Raw genomic sequence first — 17,996 nt, forward strand, 5'->3', positions numbered from 1 at the left:
TGCAGCAGGACGGCCGGCACGGCGTCCGCGTCTCGTGGGGCAGGGTGTCCGGGCATGCTCCTGGCGGCAGGTTCTTCATGCCGCCTCCCCGCCTTCGAGGTCGAGGAGGTCGAAGAGTGTCGGCGTCGCCTGCTCGTTGTCGAGCTCCTGCTGGTACATGACGGCGTCGCGGAATGACGTCGGGTTGAGCTCGGAGGCCCGCCCTTCCCGCCCGAGCTTCCGAGCACGCAGCGGCACGGTGCCGAGCCCGCCGAAGGGGTCGTAGACGAGGTCGCCGGGGTTGGAGTACCGCTCGATGAGCCGGTCGACGATGTCGAACTGCAGCGGGCAGATGTGGAACTCGAGCGCCCGCCGGGACTGCTCGCCGTTCAGGGTCAGCATCCGGTTCACGTCATCCCACACGTCCTGTCGCCAGGATCCGGGATCGAGCGACTTGAACGTTGACGGCAGCGCGTTCTTCGCCGCCAGGGCCTCGCCGGTCGCGACGTGCGCGTCGAAGTCGTAGACGTTCGCGCGAGACTGGTCCCGGAACAGCCGCGAGCGATACTTCGGCTCGACGGCCGCGAGCTCCTCAGGTGTCAGCAGTCGGTTCCCCGCCGAGCGCCAGTCCGCCGCGGCGTCGATCTGCCAGCGGGCGAGCGAGTAGTCCGGGACATCCTTCGCCACACGCTCGTCCGCGTAGCCTTTCGAGCGGTCGCTCTGCGGCTTGTGGAACAGGAGGATGTACTCGGGCGAGCCGACGCCCATCTTCGTGCCGTCCTTGCGCATCTCCGTGTAGCCGAGGCGATAGGTCTGGTTGTTCTCCCTGACGACGTCGGTGGTGACGGTGATCATGCCCATGTAGTCGAAGCCGTGCTTGATTCCGTGCGCGAGTGCCTCGGCGTGGAACGGGGAGACGGTCGGGATGCCGGCGCCCGTGACGGCGCCGAACTGGATGCGGTCCTTCACGTGGCAGGCGTAGATCCGGCCGGGGCGCAGCACCCGGAGGAGCTCCGGGGTGAGGTAGTCCATCTGCTGCCAGAAGTGCAGGTTGTTGTCCGTGTGTCCGAAGTCGTTGTAGCTCGGCGTGTACTCGTAGTGGTTCGAGAACGGGATCGAGGTGACGATCAGGTCGACGGAGTCGTCGGTCATGTGGTCGCGGGTTTCGATCACGCAGTCGTTCAGCGCGAGCGTCCAGCCGGGCCCGGACTCCTCGATGCGCTCGACTCCCATCGTGCGGGTGAGCGCGGCGGAGATCGCGGCCGGGTTCAGGCCGAACTCGCGGATGACGTCGGACATGGTGTCGGTGAGCCGGTCGTGCTCCTCCCACTTCGCCAGGAGGGTGTCGCGGATCTCGGACTCGGTCTCGGCGTAGATCAGGTGCACGTCGCAGGCGCTCTGCTGCCCGAACCGCTGGATGCGGTGCACGGCCTGGATGGTGTCGTTGAACTTGTACGTCACGCCGACGAAGACGGCCGTGTGCGCCTGCTGCAGGTTCATGCCCTGCCCGAGCATTACAGGCTTCCCGATCAGTGCGTAGGTCTCCTTCGCGCGCCACTGGTCGAGCCTGCGCTCGGCCTCGACGTCATCGAGCCCGCCGTGCACCGACGAGTAGGTGACGTTGAGCTCGGTGAGCATGCGCTCGATCGCGCTCTGCTCGTCGTTGAGGTCGCACCACAGGATGATCTGGTCCGTCTCGTCCGGATCCGCCCAGTGCGAGACGACGATGCGTCTGAGCTCGGCGACGCGGTCGGCGAGCGTCTCACGCTTCTCCTTCGCGGCTCCCTGCAGCGACATCGCGCCGCCGCGCACCAGTACGCCCTGGCCGTCGCGATCGATTTCGTCGGAGAGGACGCCGACCTCGACCTGATGCCAGTCGACCTGCAGCGGTGGCAGGTCGTAGCCGTCGTCGGAGTGGCCGAGGTCGGATGGACGCTGCACGAAGCATGCCCAGGTGTTCAGCCACAGCCAGAACTCGCGCTCCTTGTGCGGGTACAGCTTGAGGTTCCCCGCCTTGGAGGAGTCCCGCTGGAAGAATCGCGTGAGGGCCTGCCCGGTGTCCATGATGCCGAGGAAGCCGGCGTAGTGGATCAGCTCCTTGTGACGGTTCGGCGAGGGCGTGGCAGTGGCGACGAAGCGGTACGGGATCGCGTCGAACAGGCCGAGGAACTCCTGGTAAGTCTTCGAGCCGAACGACCGCAGCACGGATGCTTCGTCGAGGCTGACGGCGTCGAAGCCGTCGACGGCGAGACGGCCGTCCCGCACGCTCTCGTAGTTCGTGACGTAGACGCCCGACCACGCCGGGTCGATCTCCTCGGTGCGGCGGATGAATCGCACCTCGAGGTCGAGGAGCTCACGGCCGTCGCGAATGAACTCGCCGCGGACGCCGAGCGGTGCGATGATCAGGGCCCGGCCGCCGACGACCGTAGACGCCGGGTGAATCAGGATCTGGCGCAGCGTCTCCAGCTGCATCACGCTCTTGCCGAGTCCGAACTTCGCGAAGATCGCGCGCCGGCCGCCGAGGACCGCCCACCGGACGATGTCGCGCTGGTGCGGGAGCAGGATCGGGTGCAGGTCGTCGCCATGCACCGGGAAGCCAAAGCTCCGGTCGAAGGCGACCTTCTCGCGCAGGAACGCGTCGTGGGTGGTCGTGGGCAGGTCGAGGAAGGACCTCGATGTCAGCGCGCTCATGCTGCCAGTCCGATCTGGTGGGTGCGGCGGTATTTCGCGACGCGGGCGCGGATGCATGTGCGGCAGTCGCGGGACCCGTCGCGGCGGGTGTAGGTGTTCTCGGGCGTGTAGTCGTGCCCGTTGATGCAGGTCACGAGAGCGAGTGCGCGGCGGCGCGCGTTCTCGGCGCGGGTTACCGGTTCCAGATGGTCCGGGTTCACGCACAGCGGCACCCGGCACAGGTGGTCGAGTTCGAGGCCGGTGGGGATGGTGCGTCCGAGCGCGAGCCAGACGTGCCGGTGCGCGGTCGTGCCACCCGACTTCCCGTAGCCCTTCCAGACCGGGCCGGTCCACAGCCAGCACTCGGCGGTGATCTGGATGCGATGCCACGGGACGCGGCGGCGGCCAGCGGAGCGCGCCGGGGTGGGGATCTCGAGGATCGTCATCGCTGGCTCATTCCGAAGGCGGAGGTGATCCGCTTGCCGATGTTCATCAGGCCGAAGCTGCGGTTCTGGACCGCCTTCTGCATCTCCTCGGCGTAGCGGAGCTTCTCCTTCGCGAGGTTCAACTCGTGGCGCTCGTCGCGGGTCTTCGCCATCGCGAACTGACGGGCCAGAACGGCACCCTCGCTGGCGTGCATCACCATGAGGTCGGCGAACCGGCCCTCGTAGGTCTCCTCCGCGCGGTGGCGGTCCTCGTAGAGAACGACGATCACCTGGGCGATGTGCTCGATCAGGTCCGCGATGTCGACGAGCATCTGGTCGATGGTCGTCGGGGTGATCGGCGAGCCGTAGAGTCCAGAGGGGATCGCGAGCATCTCGCGGACTGCGAGCTCAGCGGGGGACAGGCGAAGCTCGCCGCTCGCGCCGTCGATGATGTCAGTCACGATCGACCTCCCCTGCGGCTACCGCTGCGTCGAAGCGCGCGGCTTCCTGCGACTCGAAGTACTCTTCGTCGGCCATCCCGTCCGGGACGTTCGTGGCGAGGAGCTTGCCGTCGTCGTCGCGGATGATGTTGCCCTGCTCTTCGAGTAGCTGATCGACGCGGGGGTCGCGGTTGGGCTCGTCGACGATCTCAGCGTCGACCACGTTCGCTTCTCGGGCGAGGACTCCGGCGCGAGCCATGAACGCTGCGCGCAGCTTGTCCGTGCCTTCGCCCTTCTCCGCGAGCCGCGCGGCGACCTCGTCGAGCTCGCCGCGGGTCTTCGCGGCGTCGAACAGCTTCTGCCAGTCCTCCGTCGGCTCCACAGGCGCCGGAGGCGGGTCAGAGATCGGGATGCCGCCGTCGGACATCTCCTCGGTGGAGTACAGGCCGAACAGGACGTCGGCGAAACCCTCGCGGCCGACCTCGGACATCGCCCGCCAGACCGGCATCAGTTCCGCGTACGCCTCCCACGGCTTCGCGACCGAACCTTCTTTGTTCCGGGCACGGACCTGCCAGACACCGTCGGCGTTCTTCGTGTACGACTGCACCAGCTGCGCGCGGATCGCTCGCGGGATGTCCCACGTCGAGGTGAAGACCGTTCCGTCGTCCGACCGCGTGCCGGTGACCGTGACGGAGTAGTCGCCGCCCGCGATGGTTCCCGTCTTGGCGACCTCGAGCTTGTGTCCGGCCTTCCGGATCAGCGCGCCCATGAGGCGGGCGGACAGTGTGGCGCGCCCCTCGACGACGTCGATCGACTGCAGGGCTGCGGCCGGCGCGAGGCCGAGCATGGCTCCCGTCTCCATGACGAGCAGCACCTTCCCGGGGGACGGGGCGGCCGGGACGAGCGTGCCGTTCACGTTCGTGGCGTTGTTCCAGAGTCCCTTCGGGATCAGGTCGCCAGCGGCGGCGAGGGTCTGGGCGTACTTCATGCGGTCGTTGAGACCGGCGGCTTCATATGCGACGACTGCGGTGGACATCAGAACGGTGCTCCTTCGAGGACGGGGGCCGCGTCGAGCGCGGCGAGGACTGCGTCAGCGATCGGGACGATCAGCTGTGTGGCGTCGACGATGCGGGGATCGTGACGGAGGAACACGAGGGTCTGCGGGTCGCGGCGCAGCACCCACTCGCCGGTGTTCGGGTCCCGGACGAGCTCGCCCCACACCCACTCGGCGTGCTCCGCTTCGGGGATGCAGTGCAGCTGCCAGGCGAGTTGCCGGATCTCGTACGGCGTCGGATAGGTGATGACCTTGAGGTGCTTCGCCTTCGTCTCGACGATCACGAGCTCGTCGCCGACCCGCTTCGTGCCGTCGACGGTCGCGGCGTGGCGGCGGTTCTCTGGGTGGTGCACGAACAGGCTGTTCGGCTCCGCCCCGGCCCAGGCGAGGAGCATCGGCTCCCACCGGTTCCCGGACTCCGTCGACGCGTTCCCGGAGAACGTGCGCGGCTCGAGGATCTGCCGGACGTATGTCTCGACCGATCCCGGCTTCGCGAACTTCCCGGCCGTCGACGAGCCGATGACCTTCCCGGCGCCGTGCAGGGCGAGCCACGACTCCCGGTCATTCGAGTCGGCGAGCGTGCAGTCCAGAACAGCGAGGGCGCTCACGATTTCCTCAGCGCTTCGCCGACTGCACCGGCTGCATGGCGGAAGTCGACGCCCGCTCGGGAGAGCAGACCCGCGGCATCCTCGGGAACCTGGAAGAGCGCGACGAGGTTCGCGACACGCTGCTCCTCGACGAGGGCGAGGGTCGCGTGCACCTGAGCCTGAGCCCAGCACCCCATCGCTTTCCTGCCGTAGTCGTCGGCGGCCTGGAGGTCGCCAGCCTCGTGGCTTTCCCGGATCTTGCCGACGACCTCCTGGCCAACCTCGAGGATCTGTGCGGCGAGCTCCGCGTGATCGACTGGAGCGCCCATCAGGCCACCGCCTCGTCTGCGAGGGCGCCGTCCCTGACCGTGAACCCGATCCGCCGGGACTCGTCGCGGTCGCGCTCCATCAGCACCATGTAGCCGCGCTCCTCAGCGATCTCGCGGATCGCGGCGACGGAGTCCGCGTCGAGCAGGTCGCCGTCCTTGACGATGACGAGCTTGAGCTTCGGGTCGCCTGAGGTGGCGATCGCGAACGCGACCCGGCGGCGCATGGCCGAGTTGACCTGGCCGAACGGGACGCCGTCGAAGGTGACGCCGTCCTCGTCGACCGAGAGGCCGTCGACTGGGAACTTGGCCTTGGCGAGCCCGTCCCGCTTCGTCTTCTCGATCTCGTCGAGGGCGGTCTGTGCGCCCTCGTGCAGGTGGGAGGCGGCTGCGAGATCAGCGGCGGTGCGCTCGTACGCCTTCCGTTCCCGCACCGCCTGGTTGATCTCGTCGAGGTTGCGGAGCCGCTCCTGGATCGGCTCGATCTCCGGTGTCGCGGGAAGGGCGTTCAGCCGGGCGAGCGCGGCCTCCTGCTGCTGGCCGATCTGCTCGCGCCGCTGCATGATCTCGTTGTGCTGGCGGGTGAGTTCGTCGTACTGGTAGCCGAGAGTGTCATACTCCCGACGGATGCTCTCCGCTGTGCGCACGGCGCTCTGCGCTTCGTCGAGCTCGGCGAGGATCGTGGCCGACGCCACCTCCTCAGCGGGCGCGTCGTCGGCGGGCTTCGGGAGGGAGTCGAGTGCGCCCTGCAGCCGCTTCAACTCGCGGCCCGCCTCGAGTCGACGCTGCTCCGCGCCCGCCTTCTCACGGCCGAGCGTGTCGAGGTCGAACGGAAGGTCGACCTTCGCGAGGAGCGCGTCACGCTGGCGCCGCTCGTCGAGGTTCAGGAACTCCACGGGGTCGAAGATCGCGCCACCGAGGAGCCCGGCGACGACGTCGGACGGCCGCGAGTACTTCGCGCCGTCGAGCGCTTCGACCTGGAGCGTGCCGGCGGTGCCGTTCTTCTTCCAGACGCGCGAGATCCGCAGCTGGAGGGCCTCGTCGACGTACTCGGCGCGGGCCTCGTCCGCGCCCTCGCGGATCGGCTTCGGGGTGAGCTTCGAGCCCTTCGGGTCGAACAGTTCGGTGATCGCGTCGATGAACGACGACTTGCCTGCGCCGTTCCCGCCAGCGATGACGACGAGGCTCCCGGAGGGGGAGAGGTCGATCTGGCGGACGCCCTTGTAGTCGGTGACGGAGAATCGCTTAGTCATGGTCGTGGGCCTTTCGAGAGTTGGGGTCGGACCTGGCGAATGCGCCGAAGGTCCAGCAGATGAAGAGGAAGAGGGAGACGAACCCGGCGAGGAGGATCGTGGACGGCCACCCGTTCGGCGCGAAGCAGAGACCGACGAGGCAGATCACCGCCCAGAGGATCGCGACCCAGCGGAGGAGGATCATCAGAAGCACGCCGAACAGGTGCAGTGGTGAACGGCCCGGTGTCGGTTGTGGCAGAGTCGCGACTGTTCGTGCGCCGGGGCACCGGGGATCTTGCAGGTCTCGCACGGTTCCGCGAGGGCGCCGACGTACGTCTCGGGGAGGACGCCGCGCTCGAACGCCGGGTAGGCGTTCGGGTCCTCGACCAGGGAGCGCTCGGCGAGAGCCTCGGCGAGAGCGAGCCAGCGACCCCACGCGGTGAGGTCGAGGCCCGCGGCCTCGGCGGTGTCCTGGAGGTTCACGCGGCATCACCTCCCTGGGTGGAGATCGCAGCCCCGCGGCGGAGCGATGCGAGACCGGCCTGCGAGGAGATCGCGGCAACGGGCTGCTGGTTGGCGACGTGACGACGAGCCTCAATCGGCTTCGGGACGTCTGCGGATACGATGAGCTTGAGCATCTGAGGTGCTCCCCTTCATTTGTGATTCGCCCCCGTTCCAGCGAGGGCGTTTCCTTTTGGTCAGGCGGCGGGGGTGGCTTCTGCGAGTTCTGCTGCGACTTCGATCAAGAAGTCGGCGAGCTCGGTCAGGCACTCCTCGCGCGTCGGTGCTCGGCTCTCGACCGGCGGCGCGTTCATGCCGCGACCAGTGCGGGCAGGTCGACGCCGAGGGCCTCTGCTGTGGCCAGGGCCGTGTCGAGCGACATCGGCCGGGTCTGGTTCTTGACCTCGGCGAGGAGCCGCTTGTACGGGATGCCTGTCGTCACTGCCAGCCAGACGTATGTCCGTCCCTGCTGTTCCATGAGGCGGGCGATCTTGCCGCCCGCTGGTTCGTTGTTTCCCATAACTAGGACGATAGTTCCCGAATATGGGAATGAGAAGTTAAGAACGGATGTTCTACGTTTCCCACAACTGGGTAGTAGGTTTCCTCTACGTTTGCCGGGAGTATGCAACTCGTTCCCAGAAACGGGCACTATTGTTGCTCGTATGGGAAACGAACTTGCTGACGCGATCCGCACGCAGCTGCGCCTGGCTCTGCTCGGCCACTACGGCACACTCGAAGTCGCAGCAGAAGCGCTCGGCATTCCGTACAAGACGCTGTATCGTGCGCTCACCGAGAGCGGCAAGGACCGCACCGCCCGTGTCTCCCTGGACTTCGTCATCGACGTCAGCAACCACCTCGAGCGGGTAGCTGGCGTGGACCTCGCCGAGATCCACCGACGCGCCCAGATCAAAGCCGATGTCCCCGGCACCCCCCAGGATCAAGACGAATGGGATCTGGCCGCGCGTCCGCGGTCCGTCGACCGGGGGGAAGACATCGAATGACAGCCACACTGTTCCACATGGCCGCAGCGCTCGGAGTGCGCGTCGTGTACACCGACCTCACGCACCTCCACCGCGACGGGGACTACAACGCCAAGACGAACACGATTCGACTCCAGACGGGCATGACGCGGCGGCTGCTCCGCTGCGTGTTCGCGCACGAACTCTGCCACGCAGTATTCGGAGACGTGCCGTCGAAGTTCGGCCCCGTGAATGCGAAACAGGAGCGCCGCGCCGACGAGTGGGCTGCGCTCCGCCTGATCGATCAGGAGCACTATCGCGAGGTCGAGTGGCTTCATGACGGCAACGTCACGCTCATGGCGCAGGACCTCGACGTCATCGACGACATCGTGCGCGCGTACCAGCGGGTCTTACAGCGCATCGGCGACGCCGTCTACGTCGAACCCCGCATGGGCGCCGGCCAGTACGCCCACCGCGTCGAGGCAACCTGATGCGAGCCCTCCGACCTGCGGGCGAGCAAGCACCGCGACGACGCGGAGTCGGGATGATCCGCGTCTCGAAAGAACGCGAGGGCATGACCTCGCCCGAGATGCAGCGCACCGCGATCCAGAACTGCGCCGACGCGAACGGCATCCACATCGTCGACTGGGTCGAGGGCATCGACGAGTCAGGGTCGGACAGGAAGTCCGCCTGGTGGCCGCGCCTCGACCAGTCCATCGGCCGTATGGAGGCGGGGGAGTACGAGGTCATCCTCGTGTGGCGGTTCTCCCGGGTCGGCCGTCAACGGCTTCGCTGGGCGGTTGCCCTCGACCGCGTCGACACTCTCGGCGGTTCGATCCTCTCCGCGACCGAACCCATCGAGTCGGCCACCGCATCGGGACGATTCGCGCGCGGCATGCTCGGCGAGCTCAACGCCTACCAGTCCGAACTGATCGGCGAGCAATGGAAGGAGACCCACGACCGGCGACGGCTCGCAGGGCTCCCGCACGGCGGTCACCACCGGTTCGGCTACCAGTTGGTCGACGGACGCTACGAACCCGATCCGATCACAGGCCCCGTCCTCGCCGACATGTACCGCCGCGCGCTCCGTGGCGACGGCTCCGGCAGGATCACCCGCTGGTTGAACGAGGAAGGCATCCTCACCACGCAGGGCCTCCCGTGGCTCAACACCAACCTCTTCCAGATGCTCGACAGCGGCTTCGGTGCAGGGCTGATCGTCCACCGCCCAGGCTGGAAGAACAAGCGCCTCCCGAAGTCGCACTGGAAGTTCTACCCGGGCGTGCACGAGGCGGTCATCGAACCCGCGGAATGGTCCGCGTACTGGCAGCGCCGACTCCAGCGCTCCGAGCCCTCCCGGACGATCGAAGCCCGCCACCTCCTCACCGGCCTCATCTACTGTGCTGAGTGCGGCAGCCGAATGAACTACTCGCACAACCGGTACGTGTGCACCGCCGCGGCGAGATACAAGGGGATGGGGCGGACCATCGTCACGATCGGCTCCGATCTCGTCGAGACGGCCGTGGCCGAATGGGTGATGTCACTGGCGGAGGACACGGACGCTCTCATCGAAGCTCGCGCCGCGACGACGAAACGACGTGTGCGGTCAGTGAACGACGCGGAGGCGATCGACCGTCGCGTCAGCAGGATCGACGAGCGGATGGCGTCGCTCACCATCAAGGCACTCGATGGGCGCATCCCGGAGGCGGCGTACGAAGCCACGATCCGCAAGCTCGACGCTGAGCGGACCAGCCTGACCGACCGGCAGAAGTCGCTCGGCCTCGTCAACGCGCAGCGCGAGGTGGACGTCCGCGAGGTTGCGGTCACCCTCAGCGCGGCATGGCCCTCTCTGGAGACGCACCTGCGCCGTCAGGCCCTCCAGAAGGTCGCCTCCGCGGTGCTTGTCGGACCGGGTCGCGGCGCCGGCCGGGTCACCGTAATCCCTCGCTGGGAAGTCCGCAGCTAGTTATTACCCGAGAACATCCGCAAGTTCCTCCCCGGCTACCGCACCCTCGACGCGCTGACGGCGCAGGGGGCGATGCCGGTCGCGATCGCTGCTCTGCTGCGCGACGCGATGCGGAGCGGGCGGAGCGTGATCGTGTCCGGCGCGACTCACGCCGGCAAGACGACCATGCTCGGTGCCCTGCTGGCATCCTGCGCGGATTCTCAGCGCATCGTCACCGTCGAGGAGACCTTCGAGCTCGCCGTCGACGGCGCCGATCTCGTCGCGCTGCAGGGAAGACAGGCGAGCCTCGAGGGGACCGGAGAGATCACGCTGCGACGGCTCGTGAAAGAGGCACTGCGCATGCGCCCCGACCGGCTGGTCGTCGGCGAGGTGCGCGACGCCGAGGCGCTCGATCTCGTCCTCGCGCTCAACACGGGCGTTCCCGGGGCGGGGACCGTGCACGCGAACTCCGCGACCGAGGCCCTCGAGAAGCTCACGATCCTCCCACTGCTCGCCGGACGCAACATCGATCGCGCGTTCATCGCCCCCGCGCTCGCCGCGGCGGTCGATCTCGTCGTGCATTGCGCACGCGACGCGTCCGGCGAGCGGCGCGTGCAGGAGATCGTCGCTCCGACAGGTGAGGTCGTCGAGGGAAGGATCATGACCCGCACGATCTACGACGTGGTGTCGCAGACGCACACCGCGCGTGCTTCGATTCGCGATGCCGTGCAGCGGAGCGGGGTCGCGTCATGACCGTCCTGATGGGCGCGCTGCTCGCCGCAGGCATCCTGCTGTGCCTGTCGCCGTGGATGTGGCCGTCGCGTGACCCGGAGACGCCGGCCATCCGGAAGAGACGCCTCGCACGCCTCCTGGAGGAGGCCGGCGCAGATGCCGTTGCTCCGCGGATCCTGATCGCCGTGATGCTCGCGGCAGCCCTGCTCGTCGCATCCGCCGTGTGGCTCCTCACCGGCATCCCCGCCCTGGCGATCCTCGCCGGTCTGGCCGCCGCAGCCGCGCCGGTGATGTGGTTGCGCGGGCGCCGGCTGAGGCTGCGCCGCCTGCGTCGACAGCTGTGGCCGGATGTCTGCGACCTGCTGATCGCCGCGATCCGCGTCGGACTCTCCCTGCCCGATGCGGTGGCGAGCCTGGCCGAATCCTCGCCGGCGATGCTGCGTCCTGCGTTCATCGTGTTCGCGCGCGACCTGCGCGCCACGGGACGGTTCGAGACCAGCCTCGACCGACTGAAGTCGTCGCTGGCCGACCCGATCGGCGACAGGATCGCGGAGACGCTGCGCATGGCGCGCCAGGTCGGTGGCACCGAGTTGATCTCCGTGCTGCGGGCGCTCTCGGCCTCGGTGCGGGCCGACGCCGCGCTGCGGGGAGAGGTGGAAGCGCGTCAGTCCTGGATCCGTGGTGCTGCGGTGCTGGGGGCGATCGCACCGTGGGTCGTGCTCGGCCTCCTGGTCATGAGGCCGGAGGGTGCCTCGGCCTACGGCACGCCGGAGGGCATCATCGTGATCTGTGTCGGTGCCGCCGTCTCGGTCCTCGCCTTCCGGATCATGATCCGGATCGGCAGGCTGCCGGAGCCTCGGAGATGGTTCGGATGAGCGCGCCCTCGGTTCTCGCGACCGCGGTCCTGATCGGCGGCACCTTCGCCGTGGGACTGCTGTGCATCCTCGCGTCGCTTCCCCGCTGGCGGGCCGCTTCGCTCACCGTGCGCATCGCGCCGTATGTGCGCGACGTCGTCGCCGACGAGGACATGCCGCGTGCGCTGCTTCCCGGCACGGGGATGCTTCCGGCGGGAGGCCGGAGTCTGTGGCAGCGCGCTGAGCAGGGCTTCGAGCGGATGCTGGGCGGCGGCGACATCCTCCGGCAGCGCTTGGCACAGGCAGGCGTGCGTACCGACCCCGTCGCGTTCCGCGGCCGTCAGCTGGGCTGGCTGCTAGCGGGGATCGGTGCAGGAGCCCTCGCCGTGATTGCCCTGGCCCTTGCCGGCAGGATGTCCGTGCCCGTCATCGCCATCCCGATCCTCGCCGGTGCGACAGCCGCCGTCGGCTACGACATGCAGCTCTCCGCGCGAGCGAAGGCCCGCCGCGCTCGGCTCACGGACGAGCTGCCGACGACCCTCGAGTTCCTCGCCCTGTGCCTGTCGGCCGGAGAGGGCTTCCTCGATGCGCTGCGGCGGGTCGCTGCCGTCGGCTCGGGGGAGCTCACCGCAGAGCTGCGTCAGGTGGTTCTCGCGGCGGGAACGGGTTCTCCCCTCGCGGACGCGTTGAGCGAGATGGCGAACCGCTTGCAGCTCCCTGGGCTCACGCGTGTCGTCGACCAGGTCATCGCCGCGCTCGAGCACGGCGCGCCGCTCGCCGGCGTCCTGCACGCGCAGGCCGGCGACGCCCGCGAGGACGCGAAGCGCACACTCATCGAGCAGGCAGGACGCAAGGAGATCCTGATGCTCCTGCCGCTGGTGTTCCTCATCCTCCCGCTGTCGGTGCTCTTCGCGATCTACCCGGGACTCTTCATCCTCCGGCTCGGCATCGGCTGACTGACCACGAAAGGACGACCATGACGACACGCTCGCACGACCTCCGACGACACGACCACCTGACCCGCTGGTGGCGCGAGGCGAGAGGCTGGACCCGTGACCTCGCGGAGGACGAGCGCGGAGACGTGCCCGGCTGGGCTGTAGTTCTATTCCACCTATGAGATTGTTCGGCGCGTGTCGAATATGAAAAGACCCTCCGGAGCGAAAGCCGGAGGGTCTAGTTCACTATCTGAACTCACAAGTCGTCGTCATCGTCGGGCCAGTCGGCGGGGTCTACGGGGTTCTGGCCTTCATCGAGAACCTGGCCCCACTGATCATGGTTCTCTCCGATGGTGCACCTGCACGGCTCGAAGCCCCCATCGATCCCCGTAAGACGGTCGTGCGCCACGCCTGTAGGCATCAGTTGGCCGCGTAGTAAGCGTCTTTGATCGGCTGAGCGATCCGGCCACGGTCGGCCACCTTGTGACCGTTGGACCGTGCCCAAGTGCGAATAGCATCTAGGTCTTCCTTGTCAGCCTTGCCGGTGGAAGTCTTCTTCGAGCTACCGGAACGTTGGATGCGAGTCCCTGCCGCCTTATACGGCTCTAGGAGGTCAGCCAGCTTCTTGGCGTTCTTCTCGTTCAGGTCCAAGACGAAGTCCTGACCGTTGTGAGCAAGGTGAACTTCCACCAGGTCCATTGCGTCGATTTCTTCGCCAGTGAGGTCTTCGGTGATTACTACCTTGGTGATCGTCTTCTTTGCCATGGCTAAAAGTTACACGCGGCAGCACTGTGTCGGGGAGCGTAACTGCGATCGCGCGATACCGGGACTTACTCTCCCAGATCAGGCCGGGGGGTCTTCCGTCGACTTTTCTCAGCAGCGAGACAGGCCATGAGCCTCAAGGGACTTACTCTCCCAGATCAGGCCGGGGGGTCTTCGGGCCGCCATGCCGGTGACACCCCTCGCTGACCATGCCCGTGGACTAGTCAAACGCCCTGCCGGTTTCACTAGCTCGGGCGAGGGTGCGCGTGTAGGTAGAAGTCTTCTAGGGCGCTCTGTGGCCTCTCTGACGGCTTGCAACGCATGTGTGTGTGCGTGGTGCGACTGCGCTCGCCGCATCCTCACTGGGGTGCCGTACACAAACTTTTGCACACGCTTGATTAGCTCTGAAGCTGAAAGCTAGCTGTGAATGTGTAGGCGCGGTGTAGGCCGGAAATCCGGTCAAGACGACGGGCTTACTACCCATACCGACCGATACCGACCGATGACGGACTACGTGGCGACGGGGGAGAACCCGTTACTCAGGAACAGAGGTCGGCACTTCGTGTAACCCCGCCGGTAGACTCGTGACCACGAAGTAACTCCTTCCGCCTTCTGACGTTTGGAAGTTACTCGGACAGAGAAAAACCCCCGAGTCAGACAAACTCGCAATAGGGGGGCTTCTCTGGTCGATCCAGTCGGATCGGGGCGACCTACGTCCTCACAGGGACAGGGCCGAGGGGCCGTTCGTAGCTACCAACTGCGGACGGCCTCACTTACGCCTTGTGGGGCGTATGTACACCACTGTACGTCAAATCCGGGAGGTGTGGTACTTCTGTATCACGGCCCTACTACGGACTACAGCCGACTGTCAAGCTAAAAGTTCTGAATCACGCGGTACAGCGTTGCAGGGCTGATGCCGACCATACGTGCGATGTCGGCGCGGCTGTGGTCGCCTGAGGCAATCAGCTTATTGATGGTCGCGAGCTTCTTGGCGTCGATCACTGACGGGCGTCCACCGACCTTACCTTTCGCCTTGGCGGCTTCTAGTCCGGCGCGGGTGCGTTCTACCATGGTCGCCCGCTCAAGCTCTGCAAACGCGGCAAGGATCGTCAGCATTGCTTTGCCCATAGGACCGGCGCTGAGGTCGATCTGCTCCGTGAGGCTCTTGAACGTCACGCCACGGTCGATCAAGGTCTCTATGACATCCAGGACGTTCTTCGTGTTGCGTCCTAGCCGGTCGAGCTTCCACACGACGAACGTGTCTCCACGGTCGAGTCGGTCGAGCGCTTTATCTAGTTCAGGGCGAGACGCCAAGGTGCCGCTTACCCCGTGATCGGTGTAGACCCGATCCACCTTCGCCTCCGTCATCGCCGCATCCTGAAGGGATGTGTCCTGATCCTTGGTGCTGACTCGCGTGTATCCGATGATCGCCATGCGGATAGTCTCTCAATACTCAACTCTCAAAGCAAGAGGTTTTGCGAGATAGTTTTGAGAAGGACTTCGCGGGCGGATCGGAACCGTGTGAGCACTCTCACCAGACCATCGTTTTTGACGCACTCCCAGGGCTACCTGCATCATGAGGTCATGACGGATGATCAGCAAGACGCGGCGCAACCACGACGGCCCCGGACGCCGGAAGAGAACCTTGCACTGGCGCAGGAAAATCTTGAAGCAGCGGCTCAGCGGATTTTCGAACGCGCCAGGTCGTCCGAAGACAGCCGCGAACGACGCGAGGCAAGAAAAGCGCTGAAGAGCCGTGGCTTGTCGTGGGACTAGTGCGCTTCGACGGTCCTCGCGCGGTTTCTATCGTCTGACTGTCAAGAATCTGCTTCCGGAGAACATACCTTCCGCTTGACGCTCGATCGAGTGCCCTGCCGCTGCGCGACGTAGCGTCCGATGTCCGTGCTCCGGCCTACCGTCAACTCAGTGTGCTCCTCCTAAGCTGGGCACTCTGAGGGGGAGACATGACTTGGCACTTTCTTACGCGCGGGGCGTCGGTGACGACAGTGCAAGAGCGCTTCGCCGCCCTGCTAGCTGAAGCATCGAGCATCACCAGTGCATCGCGTGTGGATCAGGTCGTGATCGCTCAGCGTTACCTTCGCTGGTGTGAGCAAGTCGAACTTCATCTTCAAACCTCCTTCGCAGACCCGGTTCTGACGCGCGACCTGTACACGCCCCGACACTGGCAGATTCGCGCAATCGACTCTACGACTCGCATGGCATTCGGAATGATCGAGGGCGAGTTGCGGGATCAAGTTCGAGTCCTCGAAGCTCTCCGGGATCAGATTGAGCATTACTCGGGCATGGCCCGCCCCGATGACGGAGAGTCGCTAGTTCTGCTCGACACCAACGTCTACCTTCATGGTCAGCCGTTCGAGAATGTTCGCTGGCAACGCCACATGAAGAGCAAGCAAGTTCGACTCCTCATGCCGCTCATCATCGTGGACGAGTTGGACAAGCACAAGGACCGATATCCGAGCGCACGTAGCGTGCTTCGGGCGCTCGATTCGCTCTTCGGCGGAGCTACCTCGCTCGCCGCGCTTCCGGTTCGAGACGGCGTGACTCTTCAGGTGCTTGACGAGCCGGCTGGTCACAACCGGCTGGGGCGTGCAGACGACGAGATTGTGCGCCAGGCGTCCTACCTGTCGGTGGTAACAGAGTCCACCGTGACGCTCATCACGCGCGATCGCGGGATGCGGATACGCGCGCTTGCTTCCGGTATCGACGCGAGGATGCTCCCCGCCGAACTAGACCGACGAAAAGCAGACGACTCAACGGAGAGTGACGCCCAATGACTGAATCACGGTTCACGGTCTTGAAGGTTCCGGCCAACGAGACTGAGATGTTCGACCTGCTCGCTTCACGCGCGCCGTGTTGGGAGTACCTGCTTTTCGGCTACTACCTCCGCGCCGGACTTCAGCGCACCGAAGTCAAGTGGCGAGATTACACACTCGGTTACACGATGAGCGTGGGGCCTCGGCTTGGAAGTGATGACGTAAGCGCCGAAATCTCAGACCGTCTGTCTCGGATGACTCCGCTAGTCACGAACATAGATCGAATCATCAGCCCTCGGGCACAGGAGACAGCCTTCGGTCTGCCTGGCGAGGAGGGCGACCCAGACATGATTCAGCACATGGCTGACCGGTTGATCCAAAGCTACGAACTGGTACTCGACTGGGCCGATGACTTCCGTTCACTTCGACTTCCGGGAGAGTCCGATCTAGGAGACATGGGGGCGCAAATGGCCGCCCAGCCGCTCGAAGCGGTTCGAGCCTTCGTTTTCGACTACATAGCCCAGGTGGAGCAGATGATGTCCGACCTCGCGGATGGGAAGCGCGGACTCAAGCTTCAGATGACCATCGCGTTCAAGGTGGACGACGACCTAACCCGTCGGGTAGTCGCGGAGACCAAGCGTCTCGTAGAACTTTCTTGATGCACCCCCGTTGAGGAGCGCCCCCTACACTCATGGCCGACCGGAGGAGATGAGCGTAGGGGGCGTCGGGTCGCGGGATACGAAACCGCGACCCTGGAGGGGGGCGGCGGGTGTCCTTACACACCCGCCGCTCCGGTGGAGTACATGTGAGATTGGAAGGCCTACTAGAGCCGGGCCTCACACGTCTCCCGCTTGCTAAATATTCTTCACGTTGAACATTGTCCTTGCGATGTGGGCGCGGCTCTCCGGTGGAATCTTGAGCGCTACCAGTCGAGACCCGCGCGCCTGGTATCCGCCGACGACACCTTGGTAGTACGTGTACATGAGGGTCTCACGGGTCTTCTTGTATCTCATGGCCGGGGCCAACAGGACTAGGTGTTGTCCCAGCCGAACCGCGACCTTGCCGCCGACAAAACTCCCCGAGCGCACGGAGTTATAGCGGTCTTGGTTGATCTTTGGCGCGGCGGGTGCCGTGGCGCTCTTCGTCGTCGGCGGCGGGGTGATCCCAAGCTCTTTCTGCCTCGCCGTCATCTCGCTCTGTAGTTGCGTACGTTGCGCATCGCTCAGATTGCGGAGGTACGCCTTACGTGTCGTCGGACTGACCCTCAGAACGTCATCGAGCAAGGTCATGATCTGACTCCCTCACCAAATCAGCGAGAACTTCCATGGTGGTGACAACGTAGGATGCCTCGGGGTTCGCGCCTGGACGGGAGCAGATGGCCGCGAACTTCTGATTCCCGTCGAGCGCCGCCGCCACCCGCGCCGCGTCGAGTGCCTTGGCGACATCGAGCGGCATCCGGTGACTCGTAACCAGCGACCATCCCGGCACTCCGAGCACGTCGCTGGCCGGGCGCTCTGCGGCCTCTGCGAAGGCCTCAGACAGCCTGACGGGCCTACGCGCCTGATCCGTGCGTGCCGACGCCCCGGAGACGCCCAGGGACACGAGACGGCTCGCGACGTACGCCCTGAAGAAACGGCCAGCTTGCACGGGGGTCATGGTTAGTAACCCCAGCTATCCGAATTCGCATTCTTCGGGGCCTCTACGTCATAGACGGTCTTATTGCGTCCGGACGGAAGATTTCTTCCGAGCGGACTCTGATGGAGTGCCTTCAATTTCGCAGCAAGCTCATCCGGGTCCTTCACAGAGTCGTAAATACTTTGCTTG

General features: G+C 65.7%; 24 protein-coding genes. 9 read left to right on the top strand and 15 right to left on the bottom strand.

The features are described 5' to 3' along the window. Positions 1-75 precede the first annotated feature (75 nt). From ABS642_RS00925 to ABS642_RS00975, 11 genes are all read right to left on the bottom strand, one after another. Positions 76-2,670 (bottom strand): DNA methyltransferase, encoded by a 2,595-nt coding sequence (locus tag ABS642_RS00925; protein WP_350351910.1) that lies wholly within the window; start codon positions 2,668-2,670, stop codon positions 76-78. After that, positions 2,667-3,095 (bottom strand): HNH endonuclease signature motif containing protein, encoded by a 429-nt coding sequence (locus tag ABS642_RS00930; protein ID WP_350351911.1) that lies wholly within the window; start codon positions 3,093-3,095, stop codon positions 2,667-2,669. The genes ABS642_RS00925 and ABS642_RS00930 overlap by 4 nt, the downstream gene beginning before the upstream one ends. After that, the gene (locus ABS642_RS00935; RefSeq protein ID WP_350351912.1) at positions 3,092-3,535 is read right to left on the bottom strand and encodes a hypothetical protein; all 444 of its coding nucleotides are present in this window, start codon (positions 3,533-3,535) and stop codon (positions 3,092-3,094) included. Before ABS642_RS00935 ends, ABS642_RS00930 begins: the two co-directional genes overlap by 4 nt. Then, positions 3,528-4,550: a hypothetical protein gene (locus ABS642_RS00940; protein ID WP_350351913.1), complete on the bottom strand. Its 1,023-nt coding sequence runs from the start codon at positions 4,548-4,550 to the stop codon at positions 3,528-3,530. The genes ABS642_RS00935 and ABS642_RS00940 overlap by 8 nt, the downstream gene beginning before the upstream one ends. Beyond that, the gene (locus tag ABS642_RS00945) at positions 4,550-5,176 is read right to left on the bottom strand and encodes a hypothetical protein (RefSeq protein ID WP_350351914.1); all 627 of its coding nucleotides are present in this window, start codon (positions 5,174-5,176) and stop codon (positions 4,550-4,552) included. Before ABS642_RS00945 ends, ABS642_RS00940 begins: the two co-directional genes overlap by 1 nt. Further along, on the bottom strand, positions 5,173-5,484 hold the full coding sequence (locus tag ABS642_RS00950) for a hypothetical protein (protein ID WP_350351915.1): 312 nt from the start codon (positions 5,482-5,484) through the stop codon (positions 5,173-5,175). Before ABS642_RS00950 ends, ABS642_RS00945 begins: the two co-directional genes overlap by 4 nt. Beyond that, on the bottom strand, positions 5,484-6,734 hold the full coding sequence (locus ABS642_RS00955) for an ATP-binding protein (RefSeq protein ID WP_350351916.1): 1,251 nt from the start codon (positions 6,732-6,734) through the stop codon (positions 5,484-5,486). Before ABS642_RS00955 ends, ABS642_RS00950 begins: the two co-directional genes overlap by 1 nt. Then, positions 6,727-6,918, bottom strand: a complete 192-nt coding sequence (locus ABS642_RS00960; RefSeq protein WP_350351917.1) for a hypothetical protein — start codon at positions 6,916-6,918, stop codon at positions 6,727-6,729. Before ABS642_RS00960 ends, ABS642_RS00955 begins: the two co-directional genes overlap by 8 nt. Continuing rightward, on the bottom strand, positions 6,918-7,196 hold the full coding sequence (locus ABS642_RS00965) for a hypothetical protein (protein WP_350351919.1): 279 nt from the start codon (positions 7,194-7,196) through the stop codon (positions 6,918-6,920). The genes ABS642_RS00960 and ABS642_RS00965 overlap by 1 nt, the downstream gene beginning before the upstream one ends. Continuing rightward, on the bottom strand, positions 7,193-7,351 hold the full coding sequence (locus tag ABS642_RS00970; RefSeq protein ID WP_350351920.1) for a hypothetical protein: 159 nt from the start codon (positions 7,349-7,351) through the stop codon (positions 7,193-7,195). The genes ABS642_RS00965 and ABS642_RS00970 overlap by 4 nt, the downstream gene beginning before the upstream one ends. Before the next feature lie 173 nt (positions 7,352-7,524). Beyond that, positions 7,525-7,734, bottom strand: coding sequence for a helix-turn-helix transcriptional regulator (locus ABS642_RS00975; RefSeq protein WP_350351921.1), 210 nt, complete (start codon positions 7,732-7,734; stop codon positions 7,525-7,527). Between the two features lie 142 nt (positions 7,735-7,876). Between ABS642_RS00975 and ABS642_RS00980 the strand changes: the two genes are divergently transcribed. The 6 genes from ABS642_RS00980 to ABS642_RS01005 are packed head-to-tail and all read left to right on the top strand — an operon-like array spanning position 7,877 to position 12,657. Then, a complete protein-coding gene (locus ABS642_RS00980) occupies positions 7,877-8,215 on the top strand; it encodes a hypothetical protein (protein ID WP_350351922.1) in 339 nt (112 codons plus the stop codon). After that, positions 8,212-8,664, top strand: coding sequence for an ImmA/IrrE family metallo-endopeptidase (locus ABS642_RS00985; RefSeq protein ID WP_350351923.1), 453 nt, complete (start codon positions 8,212-8,214; stop codon positions 8,662-8,664). The genes ABS642_RS00980 and ABS642_RS00985 overlap by 4 nt, the downstream gene beginning before the upstream one ends. A 53-nt stretch (positions 8,665-8,717) precedes the next feature. Then, the gene (locus ABS642_RS00990) at positions 8,718-10,136 is read left to right on the top strand and encodes a recombinase family protein (protein ID WP_350351924.1); all 1,419 of its coding nucleotides are present in this window, start codon (positions 8,718-8,720) and stop codon (positions 10,134-10,136) included. Positions 10,137-10,151: 15 nt separating this feature from the next. After that, complete coding sequence (locus tag ABS642_RS00995; RefSeq protein ID WP_350353486.1) at positions 10,152-10,868, top strand: CpaF/VirB11 family protein; 717 nt, start codon at positions 10,152-10,154, stop codon at positions 10,866-10,868. Beyond that, positions 10,865-11,722 (top strand): type II secretion system F family protein, encoded by an 858-nt coding sequence (locus tag ABS642_RS01000; protein ID WP_350351925.1) that lies wholly within the window; start codon positions 10,865-10,867, stop codon positions 11,720-11,722. The genes ABS642_RS00995 and ABS642_RS01000 overlap by 4 nt, the downstream gene beginning before the upstream one ends. Further along, positions 11,719-12,657, top strand: a complete 939-nt coding sequence (locus ABS642_RS01005) for a type II secretion system F family protein (RefSeq protein WP_350351926.1) — start codon at positions 11,719-11,721, stop codon at positions 12,655-12,657. The genes ABS642_RS01000 and ABS642_RS01005 overlap by 4 nt, the downstream gene beginning before the upstream one ends. 399 nt (positions 12,658-13,056) lie before the next feature. On the opposite strand, the gene ABS642_RS01010 is transcribed toward ABS642_RS01005, so the two are convergent. Next, complete coding sequence (locus ABS642_RS01010) at positions 13,057-13,401, bottom strand: Lsr2 family protein (RefSeq protein ID WP_350351927.1); 345 nt, start codon at positions 13,399-13,401, stop codon at positions 13,057-13,059. An 870-nt stretch (positions 13,402-14,271) separates the two neighbouring features. Continuing rightward, a complete protein-coding gene (locus tag ABS642_RS01015; RefSeq protein ID WP_350351928.1) occupies positions 14,272-14,832 on the bottom strand; it encodes a recombinase family protein in 561 nt (186 codons plus the stop codon). Between the two features lie 150 nt (positions 14,833-14,982). Between ABS642_RS01015 and ABS642_RS01020 the strand changes: the two genes are divergently transcribed. The 3 genes from ABS642_RS01020 (at position 14,983) to ABS642_RS01030 (ending at position 16,831) form a co-directional block, all read left to right on the top strand. Continuing rightward, positions 14,983-15,174 (top strand): hypothetical protein, encoded by a 192-nt coding sequence (locus tag ABS642_RS01020; RefSeq protein WP_350351929.1) that lies wholly within the window; start codon positions 14,983-14,985, stop codon positions 15,172-15,174. A gap of 188 nt (positions 15,175-15,362) precedes the next feature. After that, entirely contained in the window at positions 15,363-16,193 is an 831-nt protein-coding gene (locus ABS642_RS01025) for a PIN domain-containing protein (RefSeq protein ID WP_350351930.1), read from the top strand. Beyond that, entirely contained in the window at positions 16,190-16,831 is a 642-nt protein-coding gene (locus ABS642_RS01030) for a hypothetical protein (protein WP_350351931.1), read from the top strand. Before ABS642_RS01025 ends, ABS642_RS01030 begins: the two co-directional genes overlap by 4 nt. 195 nt (positions 16,832-17,026) lie before the next feature. On the opposite strand, the gene ABS642_RS01035 is transcribed toward ABS642_RS01030, so the two are convergent. Both ABS642_RS01035 and ABS642_RS01040 read right to left on the bottom strand, forming a co-directional pair. Then, positions 17,027-17,461 carry a hypothetical protein gene (locus tag ABS642_RS01035; protein ID WP_350351932.1) on the bottom strand — a complete coding sequence of 145 codons (435 nt, stop codon included), beginning with the start codon at positions 17,459-17,461 and terminating at the stop codon, positions 17,027-17,029. Continuing rightward, the gene (locus ABS642_RS01040) at positions 17,445-17,828 is read right to left on the bottom strand and encodes a hypothetical protein (RefSeq protein ID WP_350351933.1); all 384 of its coding nucleotides are present in this window, start codon (positions 17,826-17,828) and stop codon (positions 17,445-17,447) included. Before ABS642_RS01040 ends, ABS642_RS01035 begins: the two co-directional genes overlap by 17 nt. Positions 17,829-17,996: the final 168 nt, after the last annotated feature.

It is taken from the genome of Microbacterium sp. A8/3-1, assembly GCF_040267695.1.
GTDB classification, from domain to species: Bacteria; Actinomycetota; Actinomycetes; order Actinomycetales; family Microbacteriaceae; genus Microbacterium; species Microbacterium luteolum.